This is a genomic window from Thermaerobacter nagasakiensis (genome assembly GCF_055396825.1).
In genome coordinates this window covers 1265550-1285941 of the sequence record NZ_AP043740.1, presented here as the reverse complement: position 1 = coordinate 1285941, position 20392 = coordinate 1265550, and the positions used below count along the sequence as shown (strand labels likewise).

The 20392-nt window shown below is 72.2% G+C and carries 15 protein-coding genes; 8 read left to right on the top strand and 7 right to left on the bottom strand.

The genetic code is table 11. The features are described 5' to 3' along the window. Positions 1–22: 22 nt before the first annotated feature. The 3 genes from ACZ5T9_RS05495 to ACZ5T9_RS05485 all read left to right on the top strand — a co-directional run bounded on the left by ACZ5T9_RS05495 (position 23) and on the right by ACZ5T9_RS05485 (position 4995). Positions 23–1513: an NADP-dependent isocitrate dehydrogenase gene (locus tag ACZ5T9_RS05495; RefSeq protein ID WP_464834310.1), complete on the top strand. Its 1491-nt coding sequence runs from the start codon at positions 23–25 to the stop codon at positions 1511–1513. A gap of 189 nt (positions 1514–1702) precedes the next feature. Then, positions 1703–4516, top strand: coding sequence for an aconitate hydratase AcnA (acnA, locus tag ACZ5T9_RS05490; RefSeq protein ID WP_464834309.1), 2814 nt, complete (start codon positions 1703–1705; stop codon positions 4514–4516). 110 nt (positions 4517–4626) lie between these two features. Next, entirely contained in the window at positions 4627–4995 is a 369-nt protein-coding gene (locus ACZ5T9_RS05485) for a DUF1801 domain-containing protein (RefSeq protein WP_464834308.1), read from the top strand. A gap of 131 nt (positions 4996–5126) precedes the next feature. On the opposite strand, the gene ACZ5T9_RS05480 is transcribed toward ACZ5T9_RS05485, so the two are convergent. The 5 genes from ACZ5T9_RS05480 to ACZ5T9_RS05460 form a co-directional block, all read right to left on the bottom strand. Further along, on the bottom strand, positions 5127–5375 hold the full coding sequence (locus tag ACZ5T9_RS05480) for a ferredoxin (RefSeq protein ID WP_013496099.1): 249 nt from the start codon (positions 5373–5375) through the stop codon (positions 5127–5129). A 398-nt stretch (positions 5376–5773) separates the two neighbouring features. Further along, positions 5774–6937, bottom strand: coding sequence for a M42 family metallopeptidase (locus ACZ5T9_RS05475; protein WP_464834307.1), 1164 nt, complete (start codon positions 6935–6937; stop codon positions 5774–5776). Then, positions 6927–7955 carry a M42 family metallopeptidase gene (locus ACZ5T9_RS05470; RefSeq protein ID WP_464834306.1) on the bottom strand — a complete coding sequence of 343 codons (1029 nt, stop codon included), beginning with the start codon at positions 7953–7955 and terminating at the stop codon, positions 6927–6929. Before ACZ5T9_RS05470 ends, ACZ5T9_RS05475 begins: the two co-directional genes overlap by 11 nt. Further along, positions 7933–9045, bottom strand: coding sequence for a M20/M25/M40 family metallo-hydrolase (locus ACZ5T9_RS05465; RefSeq protein WP_464834305.1), 1113 nt, complete (start codon positions 9043–9045; stop codon positions 7933–7935). Before ACZ5T9_RS05465 ends, ACZ5T9_RS05470 begins: the two co-directional genes overlap by 23 nt. 433 nt (positions 9046–9478) lie before the next feature. Continuing rightward, entirely contained in the window at positions 9479–11569 is a 2091-nt protein-coding gene (locus tag ACZ5T9_RS05460) for a DUF2512 family protein (RefSeq protein WP_464834304.1), read from the bottom strand. Between the two features lie 549 nt (positions 11570–12118). Between ACZ5T9_RS05460 and ACZ5T9_RS05455 the strand changes: the two genes are divergently transcribed. From ACZ5T9_RS05455 to ACZ5T9_RS05435, 5 genes are all read left to right on the top strand, one after another. Next, positions 12119–13042 carry a PRD domain-containing protein gene (locus ACZ5T9_RS05455; protein WP_464834303.1) on the top strand — a complete coding sequence of 308 codons (924 nt, stop codon included), beginning with the start codon at positions 12119–12121 and terminating at the stop codon, positions 13040–13042. A gap of 147 nt (positions 13043–13189) precedes the next feature. Then, complete coding sequence (locus ACZ5T9_RS05450; RefSeq protein ID WP_006903435.1) at positions 13190–14323, top strand: PTS transporter subunit EIIC; 1134 nt, start codon at positions 13190–13192, stop codon at positions 14321–14323. 165 nt (positions 14324–14488) lie between these two features. Then, entirely contained in the window at positions 14489–14734 is a 246-nt protein-coding gene (locus ACZ5T9_RS05445) for a PTS sugar transporter subunit IIB (protein ID WP_006903434.1), read from the top strand. Next, positions 14727–15278: a PTS sugar transporter subunit IIA gene (locus ACZ5T9_RS05440; protein ID WP_464834302.1), complete on the top strand. Its 552-nt coding sequence runs from the start codon at positions 14727–14729 to the stop codon at positions 15276–15278. Before ACZ5T9_RS05445 ends, ACZ5T9_RS05440 begins: the two co-directional genes overlap by 8 nt. Positions 15279–15328: 50 nt before the next feature. Beyond that, positions 15329–16690 (top strand): DUF7916 family protein, encoded by a 1362-nt coding sequence (locus ACZ5T9_RS05435; protein ID WP_464834301.1) that lies wholly within the window; start codon positions 15329–15331, stop codon positions 16688–16690. Here the strand turns inward: ACZ5T9_RS05435 and ACZ5T9_RS05430 are convergent. Together ACZ5T9_RS05430 and ACZ5T9_RS05425 are read right to left on the bottom strand one after the other, a co-directional pair. Further along, positions 16670–16888, bottom strand: a complete 219-nt coding sequence (locus ACZ5T9_RS05430; RefSeq protein WP_464834300.1) for a hypothetical protein — start codon at positions 16886–16888, stop codon at positions 16670–16672. The genes ACZ5T9_RS05435 and ACZ5T9_RS05430 overlap by 21 nt on opposite strands. 85 nt (positions 16889–16973) lie before the next feature. Next, on the bottom strand, positions 16974–20183 hold the full coding sequence (locus tag ACZ5T9_RS05425) for a M36 family metallopeptidase (protein WP_464834299.1): 3210 nt from the start codon (positions 20181–20183) through the stop codon (positions 16974–16976). Between the last annotated feature and the right edge of the window lie 209 nt (positions 20184–20392).

Below are 20392 nucleotides of genomic sequence, written 5' to 3'. Positions count from 1 at the left end.
GGGAGCCCCTGGGGAGGAAGATATGCCACTCGTAACCACCGAGAGCGGGAAGAAGCTCTTCGTCACGGAAGACGGCCGCAAACTCGTCACCGTCATTCCCGGCGACGGGATCGGCCCGGAGTGTATCGACGCGACCTTAAAGATTCTGGAGGCAGCCAAGGCCCCCCTGGTCTTCGAGATCCGAGAAGCGGGGGCCAGTGTATTTAAGAAGGGCCTTGCCTCCGGCGTGCCGCAGGAGACCATCGACTCCATCCGCAAGTCGCGGATCGTCCTCAAGGGGCCCCTGGAGACCCCTGTCGGCTACGGCGAGAAGAGCGCCAACGTCACCCTGCGCAAGCTCTTCGAGACCTACGCCAACGTGCGGCCGGTGCGGGAGCTGCCCAACGTGCCCACTCCCTATTCGGGCCGGGGCATCGACCTGGTGGTCGTCCGCGAGAACGTGGAAGACCTGTACGCCGGCATCGAGCACCAGCAGACTCCGGGGGTCGCCCAGACCCTCAAGCTGATCTCCGACAAGGGATCGGAGAAGATCGTCCGCTTCGCCTTCGAGCTGGCCCGGGCCGAAGGGCGAAAGCGGGTCCACTGCGCCACCAAGTCCAACATCATGAAGCTCAGCGAGGGGACCATGAAGCGGGTCTTCGAACGGGTGGCGCAGGAGTATCCGGACATCGAGGCCCAGCACATCATCGTGGACAACGCCGCCCACCAGCTGGTCAAGCGGCCGGAGCAGTTCGACGTCCTCGTCACCACCAACATGAACGGGGACATCCTCTCCGACCTCACCTCGGGCCTGGTCGGCGGGCTGGGCTTCGCCCCCTCGGCCAACATCGGCAACGAGGTGGCCATCTTCGAGGCGGTTCACGGCTCCGCCCCCAAGTACGCCGGCAAGAACGTGATCAACCCCACGGCGGTGCTCCTCTCGGCGGTGATGATGCTGCGCTACATCGAGGAGTTCGCCGTGGCCGAGCTGATCGAGAACGCCGTCCTCTACACGCTGGAGGAGGGCAAGGTCCTGACGGGCGACGTCGTGGGCTACGACCGCGGCGCCAAGACCACGGAGTACACCGACGCCATCATCGCCAACCTGGGCCAGAAGCCGCGAAACGCCCAGGTCCGCTCCTACCGCGCCGTCAAGCTGCCCCAGATCAGCCCCGAGCCGGCCTACGTGAAGGCCCGGAGCCGCCGCATCGTGGGCGCCGACGTGTTCGTCGAGAGCGACCTCTTGCCGGAGCAGCTGGGTCCCGCCCTGGAGGAACTGGCCGAGGGCAGCGCCTTCCGCCTGAAGATGATCTCCAACCGCGGGACCCAGGTGTACCCGCCCACGGGCGGGCTGATCGACCTGGTGGACCACTACCGCTGTCGCTTCCTCTACAAGGGCGACGGCGAGGCGCGCCAGGAGGACGTTGTCGACCTGGTCCAGCGCGTGGGCAGCCGCTTCCGCTGGATGCAGATCGAGGTGTTGCAGGAGTTCGACGGCGAGCCCGGCTTCACCAAGGCCCAGGGCGAAGCCTAAGGGTGCCTATCGGCGCCGCGGCGGCGCCGGGGGGCGAAAAGGCATCGATAGCTCTTGTGGGATATCAGACGTTCGGGGGGCTCGGCCGGTGGTTGCCGGGCCCCCGACTTTTTGCGACCCGGGATGGGACCGGCAGGTCCTGGCCGGGCAGAAAAAGCGTTACAATGGCCCCAGAGAGGGGGACGACGGATGGCCGAGCGACGCGACCCGTTTGGCGTGCGCACCACCCTGGAGACGCCGGGCGGCCCCGTGGTGATCTACAGCCTGCCCAGGCTGGCCGAGGCGGCCGGCGTCGACCTGGATCGCCTGCCTTTCACCATCCGCATCCTGCTGGAGAACCTGCTGCGCAACCTGGACGGCGAGACCGTCACCGAGGACGACGTCCTGGCCCTGGCCCGCTGGCAGCCCAAGCCCGACGGGCGGGAGATCGGCTGGATGCCCTCCCGGGTGCTGCTCCAGGACTTCACCGGCGTGCCGGCGGTGGTCGACCTGGCCGCCATGCGCAGCGCCGTGGCCCGCATGGGGGGCGACCCCAAGCGGATCAACCCGCTGGTGCCGGCGGATCTGGTCATCGACCACTCGGTAATTGTCGACGCCTTCGGCACCCAGTATGCCTTCTTCTACAACGTGGAGAAGGAGTTCGAGCGCAACCGCGAGCGCTACACCCTGCTCCGCTGGGCGCAGAACGCCTTCGACAACTTCCGCGTGGTGCCGCCGGGGACGGGCATCGTCCACCAGGTGAACCTGGAGTATTTGGCCAAGGTGGTCCACCGCCGGGAAGAACACGGCGAGGTGCGGGCCTACCCCGACACCCTGGTGGGCACCGACTCCCACACCACCATGGTCAACGGCATGGGGGTGCTGGGCTGGGGCGTGGGCGGCATCGAGGCCGAGGCGGTGATGCTGGGCCAGCCCTACTTCATGCAGGTGCCCGAGGTGGTGGGCTTCCGCCTGACGGGCCAGCTGCCCGAGGGCGCCACCGCCACCGACCTGGTGCTCACCGTCACCCAGATGCTGCGCAAGAAGGGCGTGGTGGGCAAGTTCGTCGAGTTCTTCGGGCCGGGGCTCTCCAACCTGCCCCTGGCGGACCGGGCCACCATCGGCAACATGGCCCCCGAGTACGGCGCCACCTGCGGGTTCTTCCCCGTGGACGGCGAGACCCTGGGCTACCTGCGCCTGACGGGCCGGGACGAGGACCACATCGCCCTGGTGGAGCGGTACTGCAAGGAGCAGGGCCTGTTCCGCACCGACCAGACGCCCGACCCCGTCTACAGCGACGTGCTGGAACTCGACCTGGGCGACGTGGAGCCCAGCCTGGCCGGGCCGCGGCGGCCCCAGGACCGGGTGCCGCTGCGGGAGGCGGGCCGCGCCTTCCGCGAGGCGCTGGCCACCTTCGGCAAGAAGCCCGGCGACACCTCGGTGCCCTTCCGGCCGGGCGCCGAGCCGGGGCGCGAGGCCGCCCGGGCGGGTGCGGCCGCGGCCGGCGGGGACGGCACGGGAGCCGGAGCGGCCCATGCCGGTTCGTCCGGCGAGGGCGGCGGCGTGGCGGTGCTGACCCGGCCCAGGACCACCACCGAGCTCACCCACGGCTCGGTGGTCATCGCCGCCATCACCAGCTGCACCAACACCTCCAACCCCTCGGTGATGCTGGCGGCGGGGCTTCTGGCCAAGAAGGCCGTGGAGCGGGGCCTGACCGTCAAGCCCTACGTCAAGACCAGCCTGGCGCCGGGCTCCCGGGTGGTGACCGACTACCTGCGGGAGGCGGGGCTGCTGCCGTATCTCGAGGCGCTGCGCTTCCACGTGGTGGGTTACGGCTGCACCACCTGCATCGGCAACAGCGGCGCCCTGCCCGAAGACGTGGCCCAGGCCATCACCGAGAACGACTTGGTGGCGGCGGCCGTGCTCAGCGGCAACCGCAACTTCGAGGGCCGCATCAACCCGCTGGTCAAGGCCAACTACCTGGCCTCGCCGCCCCTGGTGGTGGCCTACGCCCTGGCCGGCACGGTGGACATCAACCTGCTGGAAGACCCCCTGGGCTATGACCCCAACGGGCGGCCCGTCTACCTGCGGGACATCTGGCCCACCCAGGAGGAGATCCAGGAGACCATCCGCCAGGTGGTGCGGCCCGAGCTGTTCAAGAAGGAGTACGCCCGGGTCTTCGAAGGCCCCGAGCAGTGGCGCCAGCTGCCCGCGCCCGAGGGCGACCTGTACAACTGGGATCCGGCCTCGACCTACATCCAGGAGCCGCCCTTCTTCAAGGACATGGGGGACGAACCCGGCCGGCCGGAGGACATCGTCCGGGCCCGGGTGCTGGCCCTCCTGGGCGACTCCATCACCACCGACCACATCTCGCCGGCGGGCTCGATCCCCAAGAACAGCCCGGCGGGCCAGTACCTCCTGGAGCGCGGCGTCAAGTGGGAGGAGTTCAACACCTACGGCTCGCGCCGCGGCAACCACGAGGTGATGATGCGGGGCACCTTCGCCAACATCCGGCTGCGCAACCAGCTGGTCCCCGGCACCGAGGGCGGCTGGACCCTGCACATCCCCAGCGGCCAGAAGATGACCATCTACGACGCCGCCATGCGCTACCAGCAGGAGGGCACGCCGCTGATCGTCATCGGTGGCAAGGAGTACGGCACCGGCAGCTCCCGCGACTGGGCGGCCAAGGGCACCTACCTGCTGGGCGTCAAGGCGGTGATCGCCGAGAGCTTCGAGCGCATCCACCGCAGCAACCTGGTGGGCATGGGCGTGCTGCCGCTGCAGTTCGTGGACGGGCAGAACGCGGCCACCCTGGGCCTGACCGGGACCGAGGAGTACTTCATCACCGGCATCGGCGAGGGCCTGGCTCCGCGCAAGCGGTTGCAGGTCACGGCCCGGCGGGACGACGGCAGCGAGGTCCGCTTCGAGGTCCTCTGCCGGCTGGACACGCCCATCGAGGTGGAGTACTACCGCCACGGTGGCATCCTGCAGAAGGTGCTGCGGCAGATCATGCAGGCGGCGTGACGGTGCCTGGGCGGGGCGACAGCAAGGCGAGAGGGTATGCGAGATGACCGGCGGGGCGGCTCCAGGGAGGGCCGCCCCGCGGCCCTTGCCGCTGGGAAAGGAGAGAAGCCGTGAGTGGTACAAGATGCGACCTAGGCGAAACCGCCGTTCTGGAGAAGATCCAAACTTGGCAGGAACCCTTCCGGTCCTACGGCTTGCGCCTGCATCGGGTCATCCTAGATGCCGTGCCCGAACTCACCCCGCGGCTGTGGTACGGCATGCCCGGGTACGCAAAGGGCAGCGGTCCTGTCCTCTGCTTCTTCCGAGCCGACGACCGCTTTATGACCTTCGGCCTGACGGACAAGGCCCATTTCGAGCGGGAGCCGAACCGGGCTGACCAGCTCATGCCCAGTGCCTGGTTTTTCACCCACCTGGACGAGCCAACGGAGGGGCGCATTGCGGCCATCGTGCGGCACGCCGCCGCGGCACACCGGCCCTGAGACAAGGGCCGGCCCTGATTTTCGGGTAACCGCCCCCTGGTTCTTCCAAGAAGACAAAAACGCGCCCCGGAGGCGGCTCCGGGGCGCTGTGGGCTGGCATGATCGGTGATGGGAGCAGGGGTCGCCGAGGATCAGAGCTGGCCGCGTTCCTCGAAGAACTTGCGGGCCTTCTCCTTGTAGTGCTCCCACTGCTCGGGGACCTCGTCCTCGTCGTAGATCGCCTCGACGGGGCAAACGGCCGCGCAGGCGCTGCAGCCGATGCACTCCTCCGGGTGGATGAAGAACTGGTCCTCGCCCTCGTAGATGCAGTCCACCGGGCAGACCTCGACGCAGGACTGGTCCTTGGTGCCGACGCACGGCTCGCAGATGACGTAGATCATCGGCCGGTGCTCCTTTCCTCGCCGGTTTACCCCTCTAAGTCTATGGCAACCCCGTCCACCGTGGCAAGGCGGCTGGCAGCTGTGGTTGCCCCTGGCGGACCCCCGTGGACCGGCCCCGGCGTGCAAGCGCCTGTGGGCCGGAGCGCCCGGCTCGCTCCCGTCGACCGGGAGGCGTTGCCGGAGCCGCGGATCAGCGCCCGCCTCTCTTACTGTACCGCATGGCCGGGCGAGAATCCTGCCGGGAACTCGCAAAATCGCGCGATTTCGGCAGAAAAGAAGTGATATTCATTTTCACCCATCCCAAAGGGTTCTCCCAGCCCTTGCTTCTCCCGGCCCTTGCCCCTCCCAGCCCGACTGCGGGCAGGCCGCCCGCGGCATGCCGCCGTTCCGTCCGGGGTCTAGAGTTCCGGCGACGGGCGCTGCAGCATGGCGACCAGCAGCCGCACGGCCCCCTCCAGGTCGCCGGCATCGACCATCTCCCCCGGCGTGTGGGCGTACCGGGTGGGGATGGAGAGGGTGCCCGCCGGCACCCCGGCCCGGGCCAGCTGCATCGCGCCGGCGTCGGTGCCGCCGAAGGGCAGCACCTCCAGCTGGTACGGGATCCCCTCCGCCTCCGCCGTGCCTTCCATCCAGCGGCGCACCAGCGGGTGGGCGATCTGGCTGTTGTCCTTCACCTTGACGGCCGGCCCCTTGCCCAGTTCCACCGCCACCCGGTGCTCAGGCTCCGGGGTGTCCCCGGCCAGGGTGATGTCCACCGCTACCGCCACGTCCGGCTCGATGCCGAAGGAGGCGGTGCGGGCGCCGCGCAGGCCCACCTCCCCCTGGACCGTGAAGACGAAGAACACCTCGTGGGGCGAGTCCTCCAGCCGCGCCATGGCCTCCATGACCACCGCGCAACCCGAGCGGTCGTCCATGGCCTTGGCGACCAGGCGCCGGCCCGCCCGCTCCAGGGGCCGGTGGAACACGGCCATGTCGCCGACCCGCACGGAGCGGCGCGCGTCGTCGCCCGAAGTGGCGCCGATGTCCACGAAAAGCTTGCCCATCTTGAGGTCGCGCGCGCCGTCCAGTTTCTCGCTGGAGACCACGCCGATCACGCCGCCGGCAAACTCGACCCGCTGGCCCATGAGGATGACGGGATCCTGCCCGCCCACCGGTTCGACCCGGATGAAACCCTTCTCGTCGATGTGGGTGGCGATGAGGGCGATCTCGTCCATGTGGGCGGCCACCATGATCCGCCGGCCCGAGCCGCCGCCGCAGCCCGGGGCCGCCCCGCCCCGCGGCCCGCGCCGCGCGATCAGGTTGCCCAGGGCGTCCACCCGCACCTCGTCGGCCCAGGCCTCCACCCGCGCGCGAATGTACTCGCGCACGGCCTCTTCCCGGCCCGACGGGCCGTAGGTCTGGGTCAGGTCGCGGAGGAACCCGATCAGGCGGGATTCGCCCGCCGGCTCCTCCCGCTCCCCGGCCGGGGCGGCAACGGGCTGCGGTTCGCGGGCCGCACCGGAGGGGTGCGGCGGCTCGCCGCCCGGCCCGGCCCGGCCGGCCGTCATGTCGTCAGTCACCATGGCGGGGCACGCCTCCTTCGCTCAGATCTTCAAGAAACCCGCGGACCAGCCTGGCCGCATCGTGATAGTCCTGCTGGCTCATCACCGCGCAGGGGGAGTGGATGTATCGGCACGGCACCGAGACCACCGCCGACGGGATGCCGGTGCGCGCCTGGTGGATCCGGCCGGCGTCGGTGCCGCCGAAGGTGGTCCGCTTCCACTGGTAGGGGATGCCCCGCCGCTCGGCCGCCGCCACCAGCCGATCCGTCAGCCAGCGGGGCGGGATCACCGTCCGGTCCATGGCGGTGATGGCCGGCCCGTGCCCGAGGCGGGTGGACTGGCCGTGTTCGTCCGCACCGGGGATGTCGGCGCAGGTGGTGCCCTCCAGCACCAGGGCCACGTCGGGCGCGATGGCATAGGCCGCCGTGGCCGCGCCCCGCAGGCCGATCTCCTCCTGGACGGTGAAGGCGCCGTAGAAGGGGAAGTCGTAGTCCTCCTCCAGAAGGGCGGCCAGCAGCGCGCAACCCACCCGGTCGTCGAAGGCCTTTCCCTTCCAGCAGCCCTGGCCCAGCTCGCCGAAGGCCGTGTCGAAGGTGGCGTACTGCCCGGGACGAACCAGCTTCTCCGCCTCCTCGCGGGAGGTGGCGCCGATGTCGATGTAGAGCTCGTCCGCAGGGGTCACGCTGCTCGCCTTGCGGTCCAGGTGGATCGGCTTGCTGCCGATGACCCCGGGCACGCCGTCCGGCCCCACCCGCACCCGCTTGCCGGGCAGCAGCCGGTCGTCCAGGCCGCCGACCTTGGCAAAACGCAGGAGGCCGCTCTTCTCGATCCGGGTGATCATCACGCCGACCTCGTCCATGTGGGCGGCCACCATGACCCTGGGGCCGGGCTTGTCCTTCCCCTTGACGACCAGCAGGTTGCCCATGCCGTCGATGCGGTAGGCGTCGATGTGGGGGCGCACCGCCTCCAGCAGGAGCTCGCGCACCGCCCCCTCGTCCCCGGAAACGCCCCGGGCCTCACTGAGCCGCGCCAGCAGCACCCGCCCTCACCTCCTGCCAGCCCGGACCCACCAGCCGGCTGGCAGCCCCGGCGTCGAGCCGGGCCGCCGTGGCGGCCAGCAAGCGGGCCGCCTCCTGGACGTCGCCCAGGTCGACCACCTCCGCCGGGCTGTGCATGTGCCGCAGCGGCACCGACACCAGGCCCGTGGGGATCCCCTCGCGCGCGATCTGGATCGCCCAGGCGTCGGTGCCGGAGGCGCCCGGAATGGGCTCGGGCTGGGTGGCGATGCCCTCGGCCTTCGCCGCCTCCCGCAGGGCCTCCAGCACCCGCGGGTGGATGTTGGCCCCCTGGGCGACCGCCGCGCCCTTGCCCAGTTCCACGGTCTTGCCGTCGGGCACGCCGGGCTGGTCGCCGAAGGTCACGTCCACGGCGATGGCCAGGGTGGGGTCGAGGCCGTAGGCGCTGGTGGCGGCCCCCCGCAGCCCCACTTCCTCCTGGACCGTGGCCACGGCGTACACGTCCACGGCGTGGCGCCGGCGGGCCAGTTCGGCCAGGGCCAGGGTCAGCACCGTGACGCCCACCCGGTTGTCCAGGCTCTTGCCCGTCATGCGCCGGCCCTGAAGGCGCGCCGGCGACTGGCGGATGGTGATGGGGTCGCCCACCCGCACCCGGCGCCGCACCGCCTCCGCCGGCAGGCCCACGTCGACGAACAGGTCCCGCAGGCGGGGCACCTGGCGCGCCTCTTCGGCGCTGGTCAGGTGGGGCGGCTTGGTTCCCACCACACCGGCGAGGGGCCCGCCCGCGGTGTGGACCGTGACCTCCAGCCCCAGCAGGTTGCGGGGATCGGCGCCGCCGGCGGCGTCGACCCGCAGGAAGCCCTCGTCCTCGATGGCGGCCACCAGCAGGGCGATCTCGTCCATGTGGGCCGCCCACATCACGCTGGCCCGCCGCCCGCCGGGGAGGGCCAGCCCCTCGCCCCGCACCACGGCGATCACGTTGCCCAGGGCGTCCCGGCGCACCTCGGCGGCCAGGGGCCGCCAGAGCTCTTCCACCGCCGCCGCCACGGGCCCCTCATGGCCCGGGGGACCGGCGATGGAGGCGAGGCGGGCCAGCACTTCCGCCGCATCCAACAAGCAACCCTCCTCCCACCCGCCGTTCCCGCCGGTCGAACCGGCCGTCCGGCCCGGCCCGCCGTTGGGCGGCACCTGTTGGCCCGGGGAACGGCGCCTGGAACGGACCCGCCGGTGCGGCGCAAACCAGGGCGAACCGCACCGGCGGGCCGTCCTTCTTCCGAAGTTCGATGATACCACTTCTGGCCGGATGATCTGCGGCCGGGCGTGGCGAGAGCGGACCGCGGAGGCGGGACAGCTGGGCAACGGTAGGCCACGACGGCAGCAGGCTGCCAGGGCGGCGGGCCACCGGGGCTGCGGCAGGGCGCCGCCGGCGCGGATCACGGGGCCGCTGCGGAATGGGCCGTCGCAGGGGGTGACCCCGCGGTCTTCCGGGTATCCGGGCTTTCGGGTTTCCTGGCTGCGGCCGGAAGGGTGCGGGACGGTGTGCCCGCTACTCTCCCGGCACCGGCCGGGCCAGCCCCCGTGTCTTCAAGTACCGGTGGAAGAAGAACTCGGCGATGCCCAGGGCCAGGGACGCCAGCCCCACCGGTCCCGGCCGCAGGGCCAGGGCCGGCCACAGGTAGCCGGCCACCGCCAGGATCAGGGCCGCCAGCAGGACGTCCACCACCATCGCCACCGCCTGCCCGCCGACGGGCAGGACGATGCGATCGCCGGTGACGTAACCGGCCAGGGTGACGGCGGCAGCCAGAAGGAGCAGAGCACCGGGTCCGGCCATGCTCCCGCCTGCAGGGAGGATCCAGAGCAGGACGGCCGCCGTGGCGACGAATTTCACGGCCAGCGCCGAGAGGTGCGGCACGGCTCTCACCCTGGTTAGGATTCCCCGCAACCCGGGCGGCCGCCACCCGTGCCTCCGGCCGGCCGGACCCCCGGCCTGCCCCGCGGGCCGCCCAGGGCCGCCAGGGGACAAGGGGCGCGCACCGCCGGCGCGGCGCGGGCTGGCCCACCGCGCCGGCGAGGGCGCCACCCTGGCCCCGCCGGGGACCACCGCCGGCGCCACGACCGTGGCCCGCCGGGCAAGGGCGCGAGGGGCGGCGGCCCGGGCGGCGGCAAGACCCGCCACCGGCGAGACGATCCCCGGGGTGACCCGCGCCTTGACCAGGGGACTGGGGCGCGAAGCCGGCAAACCTGGAGAGGGCGCCGGGCGCACCAGCGACCGGAGGATGCCGAAGGGGCCGTGGGCCGCGGGCAACTCGACGGTCCACCGCAACCCGCCGGGCGCCGCCCGCCAGCGGCCGGCGTGCAGGCCCGCTACCGCCGCCACCAGCTCCAGGGCCAGGGGCGAGGTCACGCCGCGGCGCCACCGGTTGCCCACGGCCGCCCCTCCCGCGGGGCCGGTTCGTCCTGCAGTGGAACCGGCGGGGCCTGCCGGGCCGCCGGCCCGGGAGCCGGCCGCAACGGCGCCAGGCCGAGCGTCGCGGACCGCCTGCGGCAAGAGCACCGCCCTGCCCTCCGCCGGGTTCATCCCGGGCCGGCCCCCGTCGCCGCCCGGAGCCGGCAGCTGCGCCTCCAGGTCCAGCACGACCGCCGCCCCGTCACCGTCAACCCGCATCTCCAGGCGGCTTCCGGGCGGGCAGCGGTCGATGACCGCCGCCACCAGGCTCGAGCACAGCAGCTCAAGCAACGCCCGGTCGCCGCGCACCACCATGGCCGTCCCGGACCGGCCGGCCAGCGTGACCTGCACCTGGCGGGCCAGGGCCACGGCAGCCAGCCGGCGGGCGACCCGCTCGGCCACGGCGGCCAGGTCGACCCGTTCCCGTTCGGGCCGCACCCGCCGGGTCTGGAGGCGCAGCCAGCAGGCCAGCTGCAAGGCGCTGAGGCGCAGCAGCTCGGCCTCGGCCTCCAGCTGGACCAGCACGTGGGTGTGGGACCGCTCGTCAGCGAACCGGCCGGCGGGCAACCCCTCCTGCACGCGAAGGGGAACGATGCGCCCCCACCCGCCGCCAGGGCCGGCGAGGGACGCGCGGGCGTCCGGCCTGTCCGGGGGATCAGGAAGCCGGGGTCTGGGGATGGCGGCAGTCTCCCTAGCCGCGGCAGCCGGCGCCACCGGGGAGGCGGGAGCCGGCACCGCCGGGAAGGTCGCCGGCGAGACGGGCGAGGCCGGGCCAGCGGGCGCGGCCGGGGTCGCGGGATCTACCGCAGAGGCCCCGCGGGAGGCCTGGGAGCGGCTGCGCCGCAACATGCCGGCCGCCAGGGTGACGGCGGTGGCCCGGGAGCGGAACTCGTCCAGGACCGTTTCCACCAGCCAGCGCCGGTCGTCTTCCTGCCGGCACCAGCGGCCCCACTGCCGGTCGAGCCAGGCGGTACCCGCCGCCAGAGGTACGGCTGCGGCCAGGACCACCAGCCAGGCCGGGCTGCCTGCGCGGCGGGCCAGTTCGGTCGCGGTGACGCTGGCCACCACCGTGAGGATGACGCCCGCGGCCTGGCGCCACCGCCACCCGCCGGCGGCGCTCCGGTGCCGGTCCCCCTCAGGCCCGGGGGGAAGGCCCTGCTCCTCGGCTGCTGCCGGCCCGGCCCGCAGCACCCTGCCTTCCCACCCCGATCTGGAGGATCTGGCCGTCCAGCGTGCCGGAAGGCACGCCATCCGCGCCATGCCCGGAATATCCCGGATCCCCATGCCCGCTCCCCCCACCGGTCCCGCGTCCACCCGGGCAGAACCCGGTCACCGTCCCGGCCGGGGCGGGGTCTCGCCTCGCCGGGGCACCGGCCCGCCGCGGGTACTGGCCCAAGTTCGCCCGGACCTGTCCATTTCCTGGCACGAAATGTTCCGAAATACCACGAAATCAACGAGATTCGTGCGACAATTCTCGACGAGCCCGGCGACGGCCCGCCGCGATGCCGCCGGCCGGTTCCGGCCGCAGGGCGGCCTATCGGGTCAAAGCCTTATAGTCCTTCGACCTGTCGTGATGGCCATCTGTCTCGCCTGCCCTGATCGCCCCGGTGGCGGCAGGATCGCGGACGGCCGCCCGCGAACCCAGGGGCGACGCCCAGCCGAGAGCCACGGGCGCGGGGCGCGAGGCGGGTACCCATGGCACCCTATGCGCATCCTGCCAGGCGAGAAGGAGGGCCGGCGATGTCCCGCGACCACCAGTCCGAGGCGCGCCGGGCGCGGCCCGGCCGGGGCATCGCCGGGCCCGGTGAGGAGGGCCCGGCGGGGTACCGGGTGATGCAAGTCCTCAACAACAACGCGGTCCTGGCCCGGGACGGGAACGGCCGGGCCGTAGTGCTGCAGGGCCGCGGCCTGGGTTACCGGTCCCGGCAATCCCGCTGGGTTGCCGCCGGTGATCCCGCCATCGAAGCCGTCTACATTGCCGAACCGGCGGCGGTGCCCGCCCCGGACTGGTTGCCGGGCGTGGTGGCACGGCTCGTGCAGCGGGCGGAGGCGGCCCTGGGCGAGCCGGTGGACCCCCACATCGTGCCCGCCCTGGTGGACCACCTGGCCTTCGCCCTGCACCGGGTGCGCCAGGGCCTCCCCCTGGAGAACCCTTTCCTGGACGAGATCGAGGTGCTGTTCCCGGAGGAACTGCTCCTGGCCCGCCAGCTGCTGGCGGACGTGGCCGCTGCCGGCGGGCCGGCTCTGCCACCGGCGGAAGCCGGTTTCGTGGCCCTGCACCTGCGAGCGGCCCGGGCGGGCGTCCCGGTCAAGCAGCCGGCCCGGGACACGGCGCTGGTGCACGAGCTGGTGGAGTGGGTCCGGCGGCGGCTCGAGGTGCCGCTGCGCCCTGGCAACCTGGATCACGCCCGGCTGGTGGCCCACCTGCGCTACCTGGTCGACGCCGTGGCGCGGGGTGGCGGAACCCCCAACCCCCTGCTGCCCCGGATCCGGGAGGAGTTCCCCCAGGCCATGGCCCTGGCGGAGGAGATGGGGGCGGAAATCGCCCGGCGGCTGGGCAAGCCCGTCCCCGAAGACGACCTGGGCTACGTGGCCCTGCACCTGGCCAAACTCATGCTGGAGGGCAGGCCCCCGGAAGGAACGGCACCCTCAGGGCGCGAATAAAGGCGATGCCTAGACCACCATCGAAACCCGGTGTGTTACGGGTTCGACCCGGCATGAACCGGAGGCGTGCGCGGCCCGGCAGCAAGGCCGTGCATCCTCCGGTTTTTTGCTGGCAAGGTGGACATATTCAGAGGAGGGGTGTCCGCGATGAACGTCATGGGGGGATTGCAGCGGGTGGGCCGGGCGTTGATGGCGCCCGTGGCGGTGCTACCCGCGGCCGGCATCCTGCTGCGCCTCGGCCAGCCGGACCTTTTGAACATTCCGGTGATGGCGCAGGCCGGGGATGCCATCTTCTCCAACCTGCCCCTGCTGTTCGCCATCGGCGTCGGCATCGGCCTGGCCAACCAGGCGGGTGTGGCCGGACTGGCGGCTCTGGTCGGGTACGTGGTGTTCCAGAAGACCCTCACCACCATCAACGAGGACCTCAACATGGGCGTCCTGGCGGGCATTCTCACCGGCGCGCTGGCCGCGGCCATGTACAACCGCTACCACAACATCCGGCTGCCGGAGTGGCTGGGCTTCTTCGGCGGGCGCCGGTTCGTCCCGCTGGTCACCGCCTTCTGGGCCCTGGTCCTGGGCGTGGTCTTCGGGTTCGTCTGGGGCCCCGTCCAGCAGGCCATCGACGCCCTGGGCAACTGGATCGTGGGGGCGGGGGCTGCGGGGGTCTTCGTCTTCGGGGTGCTGAACCGGCTTTTGCTGCCCTTCGGCCTGCACCACATCATCAACAGCCTGGTCTGGTTCGTCTTCGGCGACTTCACCAACCCCCAGACGGGCGAGGTGGTCCACGGCGACCTGCACCGGTTCTTCGCCGGCGACCCGTCGGCCGGGATCTTCATGGCCGGGTGGTATCCGATCATGATGTTCGGTCTGATCGGCGTCGCCCTGGCCATGATCCACGAGGCGAAGCCGGAGAACCGGGCGGCGGCCCGGGGCATCCTGCTCTCCGCGGCCCTGACCTCCTTCGTCACCGGCATCACCGAACCGCTGGAGTTCGCCTTCATGTTCCTGACACCTGTGCTGTACATCACCCACGCGGTGCTCTCGGGCATCTCCATGGCCCTGGTCTACGAGCTGGGGATCCGCCACGGGTTCACCTTCTCCGCCGGTCTCATCGACTACGTGCTGAACTGGGGCATTGCGACCCAGCCCGCCCTGCTGATCCCCATCGGCCTGGTCTTCGGCGTGGTCTACTACTTCCTGTTCCGGTTCCTGATCCGGCGGCTGGACCTGCCCACGCCCGGCCGGGAGCCGGTGGAGACACGCAGCAATCCGCAGGGTTAGTCTGAAACCGGGGCCGGGTTCGTCGCAGACCCGGCCCCGGAACGGGACCACGTCCCAACCCGCGCGGAGAGAGCCACGAAGCGGGTGGGCCCGGGCGGCGTCGCCGGGCCCGCCCGCGGTGGCTCCACGGCGCGGCCCGATCTGGTAGCCGGGGAGGCGAGAACGATGTCGGACAAGGCCCGGGCCGTCATCGAGGCCCTGGGAGGACCGGACAACATCCGGGAGCTGGACAGCTGCATCACCCGACTGCGCCTGGTGCTGGCGGATCCGGGGAAGGTGGACGAAGCCGCCCTGCGGCGCCAGGGAGCCATGGGCGTGGTGCGCATGGGGGGCGGCGCCGTGCAGGTGGTCTTCGGTACCAGCGCCGAGCACCTGGAAGCCGAGATGAAGGAGCTTCTGGGCCGTGGGTGAGCGGCCGAACCCGGCCGGCGGCGGCCCGGCCGGGGCCGCCGCGGCGGAGCCGGCCGGCGGCGGCGACCGCAGGGAGCTGGCCGTGCCGGCGCCGGTGACGGGCCGGGTCGTCCCGCTGGAGGAGGTCCCGGATCCCGTCTTCGCCGAGCGGATGGTGGGCGACGGGGTGGCCCTGGATCCGCAGGCGGGCCCCGTCATCGCCCCGCTGGCCGGCACCGTCACCGCCCTTTTCCCCACCGGCCATGCCGTGGGACTGCGGACGCCGGAGGGCGTCGAGCTGCTCATCCACCTGGGGATCGATTCGGCCCACGCCGAGGGGGCCTTCGAGGCCCTGGTGGCGGTGGGGCAGCAGGTGGAGGCGGGCCAGCCCCTGATCCGGATCGACCTGGAGCGCCTCAAGGCAGGAGCCCGCTCCCCTCTCTCGCCGGTCCTGGTCACCAACCTGGACGAGCTGGGGGGCCGGGTCGCGCCATTGGCTCAGGGCACCGCGCTGGCGGGGAAGAGCGTGCTGTTCCGGGTGGTATGGGCCGCCGGGCCCGCCTGAGGACCGGCGAGCGGCGCATGCCGGGTGGCGAAACCCCAGGAGGTCGAACCGTGAACGTCCCGTTCCATCCCGGCGAGCCCGCCGGGGAGAACTTCTCCCAGCCCTCTGGATCCCCGCAGCCGCGTGCCGCGGGGGCACCGCAAGAGAGCGTGCGGGCTGCCGCCGTACAGGCTGCCGTGCCGCCGGCGCCGGAAGGCCGGCCCGCAGGGCGGCTGCTGGAGTTGGTACCGGCCGAGCTGGTGCGCCTGCGGGGCACGGCCCTGCGGCAGGCCATCGCGGCCAGCGAGGGCCGGGTGCTGGCCGCCGAGGTGGTGGCCGTGGCCGCGCCCCTGGTGGACGGCGTGACCAACGGCGAGCTGGCCGCCGCCTTCGGTGCGGACCTGTTGCTGGTCAACGTCTACGACGTGCGGGCGCCCCGGATCGCCGGCCTGCCGGGCTGGGACGAACCGGCCGGCGCGGCCCCCGCCTGGGCCGCGCCGGGTCCGGCGGCGGTTGCCGGCGAGCCCGCCACCTTGCCGGCTGCCCCGCCGGCCTTGACCGGGCGCGCCCAGGCGGCAGCCGGGGCCCCGGCCGTCGCGCCCGGCACCATGCCAGCCGGGGTGGCGACCACCGCGCCCGGTCATGCTCCGGCCTCTGCCGCGTCTACCGAGACCGGTCGTGGTGCCGCCATGCCGGCCGCCTCCGCACCCGCCGCACCCGCGGGTCAACCCGCGGCCCCTGCCCTCGCCGGGCAGGCGTTGCCGGGTGCCGGGGCGCTCGACCTGGCACGCCCCTTGGCCGCCCTGGCCCTGCTGGCCGGCCGGGTGGTGGGGATCAACCTGGAGCCCAGCGACCGGGTGCCGCCGGGGCGGCGGGCCACCCCGGAGAATGCCCTGCGGGCGGTGGAGCAAGGGGCCCAGTGGATCCTGTTGACCGGCAACCCCCAGACGGGGGTCAGCCCGGAAGGCATCCTCCGGGCGGCGGAGGCCATCCGCCGGATTCTTCCGCCCGAGCGGCTGCTGCTGGCCGCCGGCCGCATGCACGGCGCCGGCCGCTGGTTCGGGCAGGAACCCTTTCTGGACGAGGGTGACGTCAAGGACCTGGTGGCGGCCGGGGTCGACCTGGTGGTCCTGCCCGCGCCGGCCACCGTGCCGGGAGTCACCCTGGACCAGGCGCGCCGTTGGGTGGAGGCGGTCCACGCCGCCGGCGCCCTGGCCATGAGCACCGTGGGCACTTCCCAGGAGGGGGCCGGCGAGGAGACCGTGCGGCAGATCGCCCTGATGGCCAAGGCGGCGGGGTTCGACGTGCATCATCTGGGGGATGCGGGCTACCACGGCATCGCCCTGCCGGAGAACATCATGGCCTACGGCATCGCCATCCGCGGCCGGCGGCACACCTACCGGCGCATGGCCCTATCGCCCTGGCGGCGGTAATTGCAGAACCGCCAGCGCCCGGTCCAGGAAGGGATCCAGCACCCCGGCGGCCACCTTGTGGGGAAGGTCGGCCGGCCGCCCGGCCCCCAGGTCCAGAAGAACCCGGCCCGTGGCGGGCTCGTCCCGGTGCCCGGGCAAAGGCCGGCGGGGCGCCTGCAGGCGCCCCGCCGGCCCCGCTCCTCCACTGCCCGCTGGCACTCCCCTTCGGGGGAAGCCGTCCCCCGCTCCGCCCGCCGGCGCCGGGGCCGCCGGCGGATTCCGCGGCGCCGCGGCCGGTTCGTCCTCACTGGGACGGTTCGGCGATCAGCCGCAGCGGGACGCTGGCGCCCAGCCACAGGGCGGCCACCACGAACCGGGTGCCGCCGGGGATCACCGCCGACTCGTCGGCGGCGGCCGACGCCTTGCTGCCCAGCATCTGGCAGTTCGCCGCATAGAAATAGAGGTCGAAGTCGTAGGTCCCCGTGCCCGGGCCGGCGGCGGTGATGCGATGGGTCCCGTCACCGAAGGACTCGGGCAGCTCCATCACCCACCCGTCGAGGCCCTGGCTGGAGGGGTCGGGGTTGCAGGTGGCGACGAACTCGTTTTGCGTCACGCCGCCCACCGTGTCCGAGGTGGGGTTGCCCACCTGGACCGTCCCCTCCTCGATGATCGGATCTTCCTTGGGCAGCGGCGCCGGTTCGACCGCCGTGGCCCGGTCCCCGCCGAAGACCTGGATCTCCGCCACCTGGGCGTATCCCAGGCTGTTGTCCTGGGCGCTATCGGCGAAGAACCGGATGTAGGCCGCCTGCACCGGCTGGCTCAGCGTCCAGAGCTTGTAGTGCAGGGCGGGCGCCACGGGACGCGGCTTCTCCGTGGGGAAGCTGCCCTGGAGGATGGTCTTCCACACCACCCCGTCGGTGGACACCTGCAGGGTGAAGTCCTTCAGGGCCGCGAAGCGCGCCTTGGCGATGTCCTTGAAGGCGCTGACCTGGACCGCCGTGATGGGCACGGGCCGATCACCGGCCAGGTCGACCACGATCCACTCGCCGTCATAGCCCTGGTCGTTGACGGCCGTGGCCCAGACCGTCGCCTCGGTGTCGTCCAGGGCGTTCTTGGCCGGCAGGGTGGCGTCCTCGCCCAGACGGCTGACCTGGATCACCTTGGCCCCGTTGGCCAGGGAGGCGTAGTTGGGCTGGAGGCTGAAGCGCAGGGAGGTGGTCCGGCCCGCGGCGACCTTGATGTTGCGGAAGGTCCGGGCCCCGAAGCCCCGCGCCTGGATGGTCACGGTGTAGGCACCGTCCACCATGTCGAGGGCAAAGCCGCCTTTGGCTCCTGTCACCGCCGCCGGGCTCACCCGCGCCTCGTACTCGCCGATGATCACCCGGGCGCCGGCGATGGGCTTCCCGGTGGTGGCGTTGACCACCGTCCCCACCAGCCGGCCGTTGCGGGCTTTGGCCAGGTGGTCGAAGGCCGGGTGGGGGTCGGTGTCGTCGCCGGTGTTGCTCACGGCTCCGGCCCCCAGGCCGCGGCGGGCGAAAGCGGTCCAGAGCAAATCGAAGTGGTCGCCGTGGTAGCGGTCCACGTCGGCCGTGAGGATGGCATCCCGCATGTCGATCATGCTGGGATCGGGCGGCGAGATGGGCATGGCATCGGTCACCAGCTGCTCGGCGATCCGAGCGCCCTGCGCCTTGCCGTACTTGCCCACCAGAGCCTTCCACACGTCCCACAGGATGACGGCCCAGATCTCGCCGTCGGCGTGGACCTCCGGCCCCGTGATGTCATAGCCGATGTCGCCGAAGCCCAGGGGGCTCTGATCCAGGGCGTAGTTGCGGATGCCCGTCTTGCTGTTGCCGGTGACGTACTGGCCGACGATGGGCCGGTCCTGCAGCCCCCGGGCGATCAGGTAGGACATGCCGTACCAGTCGCCCCAGGCTTCGCCCATGGACCCCGCCTGGTGGCTGTTGAGGGCCTCGCCGCCGGCCACCAGCCGGTTCGACAGGGCGTGGCTGTACTCGTGGTAGATCACCCCGGCGTCGAAATCGCCGTCGGCGCACTGGCCCTCAAAGGCCCCCGGAATGGGCTCCCAGAGGAACATGCCGCTCCAGGAGGGCAAGCCGTCGGGCAGCGTCAGCATGTAGGCGTTGTCCCGGCCGGTGTAGAGCGGCTCGCCGCCGGTCAGCGCCCCCGCCTGGGCCAGGCCGAGGATCGGGTCGCCGCCCTGGCCGCCCTTGCCGAAGTTGTCGAGCTGCATATTGCCGGCCGGCTCCGTCCACCCCAGCTTGTAGAGGTGGTCATGGAACAGGTTGTGGTGGTAGAAGAGGTTGGTCACCGCGGCCTCCACGTCTTCGGCGTAGGAGGGTGGCGTCGCCTGGCACTGGGTGCGACCCCACTGGTCCGTGAAGGCATAGTTGAAGTGGGAGAGCAGGTTCACCGGACGAACGAGCCCGGGTCCTTCCGGCACCAGGAAGTTGCTCCAGTTGGCGAAGGTGTCGGCGTTGTTGCCGAAGGTGGTCGGACCGCTGACACCGGGTAGCACCCCTACCCAGCCCCTGGGCGAGGCGCTGGGATCCCCGGCGAAGGACTTCACCACCTGGCTCCCCCCCGCCGGCGCCCCGGGGTAGTTCTCAAACACCAGCCCCTCGGGCCCGCTGAAGTTCACCAGGGGGCGGCGGTACAGGATCTGGCCGCTGGTGGCGTCGACCAGGACCTCGTAACCTTCGGTGAGTTTGGGGATGAACAGGATCCGCCAGGCAGGCCGCAGCTCCTTCCCCATGGGGAAGAGGGCCTTGCGCGCGTACTGCACGGTGGCGAAGGGCCCCTGCGCGAGGACGGTCCAGCCGGCGCGGGTGCCGGTCACCTCGGGCACGTAGTCCACCGCCGGCGCCAGGGCGCCCACCACCTTCTCCAGGGCCTCGGTCACGCTGAGGTCGAACCCGCCCTTGACGGGCGCCGCCGGCTGGGCGCTGGCCGCCACCGACAGGATCCGCCCCTCCCGGTTGACGGCCACGATGATGCGACCGCCCGCGGCCGTCTCGATCCCGCCGAAGGTCTGCTGGAAGGTGACCGGGCGCAGGCCCGTGCCGGGCAGGGCGTAGTCCCGGACCACCTTCAGCCCGTCGACCACCTCGTCGGTCCAGCCGAAGAGGTCCTTATGCTCCCGCAGCCACCGCCGGGCGATCTCTACCGCCTGGCCCTCGGCCGGCCCCGTCAGGTAGCCTTGGCTGCGGGTGATCATGGACGGGGTCTTGTAGAAGGGGTTCCACCGGATGCGCAGGCCGCCGCCGACCTCGGCAGCCAGCTGTGCCGCCGCCTCCCGGGTCCGCTCCCGCAGGTCCAGGGCCTGCAGGTCGTCCCGGATGTCGAGGGACGGTTCCAGGGCCGCCGCCCGTTCGTCCCCATGCGCCCGCGCATCGAGCCCCTGAAAGGCCTGGGCGGGTGCCGTAAGGAACGAGAGGGCGATGAGAGCGGCCGTCACCAGGCAGGCCAGCGCGGCCCGCCGTTGCCGCTTGGACATGCAGTCCCCTCCTCCCCCGCCCGGACCGGCCCGGGTTCCGGCCCTGACGGGCGGCGATTCCTGCCATCCCCTGGGGATTCACTTAGGGATTCGCGGGCGGGATAGACTTTGTGCACAGCAGAAGGGCGGTCGCGCCGGCAGGATCGGGTGCAAGCCCAGGGGCGGGCGGGTCCGGTGGACGGGGCAGAAGGGGTCGGACAGGCCGTGGG

Bases quoted from the DNA above. Each gene is read 5' to 3' on its own strand.
- acnA (WP_464834309.1), top strand. From the start codon at position 1,703: ATGGCCGAGCGACGCGACCCGTTTGGCGTGCGCACCACCCTGGAGACG.
- ACZ5T9_RS05455 (WP_464834303.1), top strand. From the start codon at position 12,119: ATGTCCCGCGACCACCAGTCCGAGGCGCGCCGGGCGCGGCCCGGCCGG.
- ACZ5T9_RS05475 (WP_464834307.1), bottom strand. From the start codon at position 6,937: ATGGTGACTGACGACATGACGGCCGGCCGGGCCGGGCCGGGCGGCGAG.
- ACZ5T9_RS05425 (WP_464834299.1), bottom strand. From the start codon at position 20,183: ATGTCCAAGCGGCAACGGCGGGCCGCGCTGGCCTGCCTGGTGACGGCC.
- ACZ5T9_RS05495 (WP_464834310.1), top strand. From the start codon at position 23: ATGCCACTCGTAACCACCGAGAGCGGGAAGAAGCTCTTCGTCACGGAA.
- ACZ5T9_RS05445 (WP_006903434.1), top strand. From the start codon at position 14,489: ATGTCGGACAAGGCCCGGGCCGTCATCGAGGCCCTGGGAGGACCGGAC.
- ACZ5T9_RS05480 (WP_013496099.1), bottom strand. From the start codon at position 5,375: ATGATCTACGTCATCTGCGAGCCGTGCGTCGGCACCAAGGACCAGTCC.
- ACZ5T9_RS05450 (WP_006903435.1), top strand. From the start codon at position 13,190: ATGAACGTCATGGGGGGATTGCAGCGGGTGGGCCGGGCGTTGATGGCG.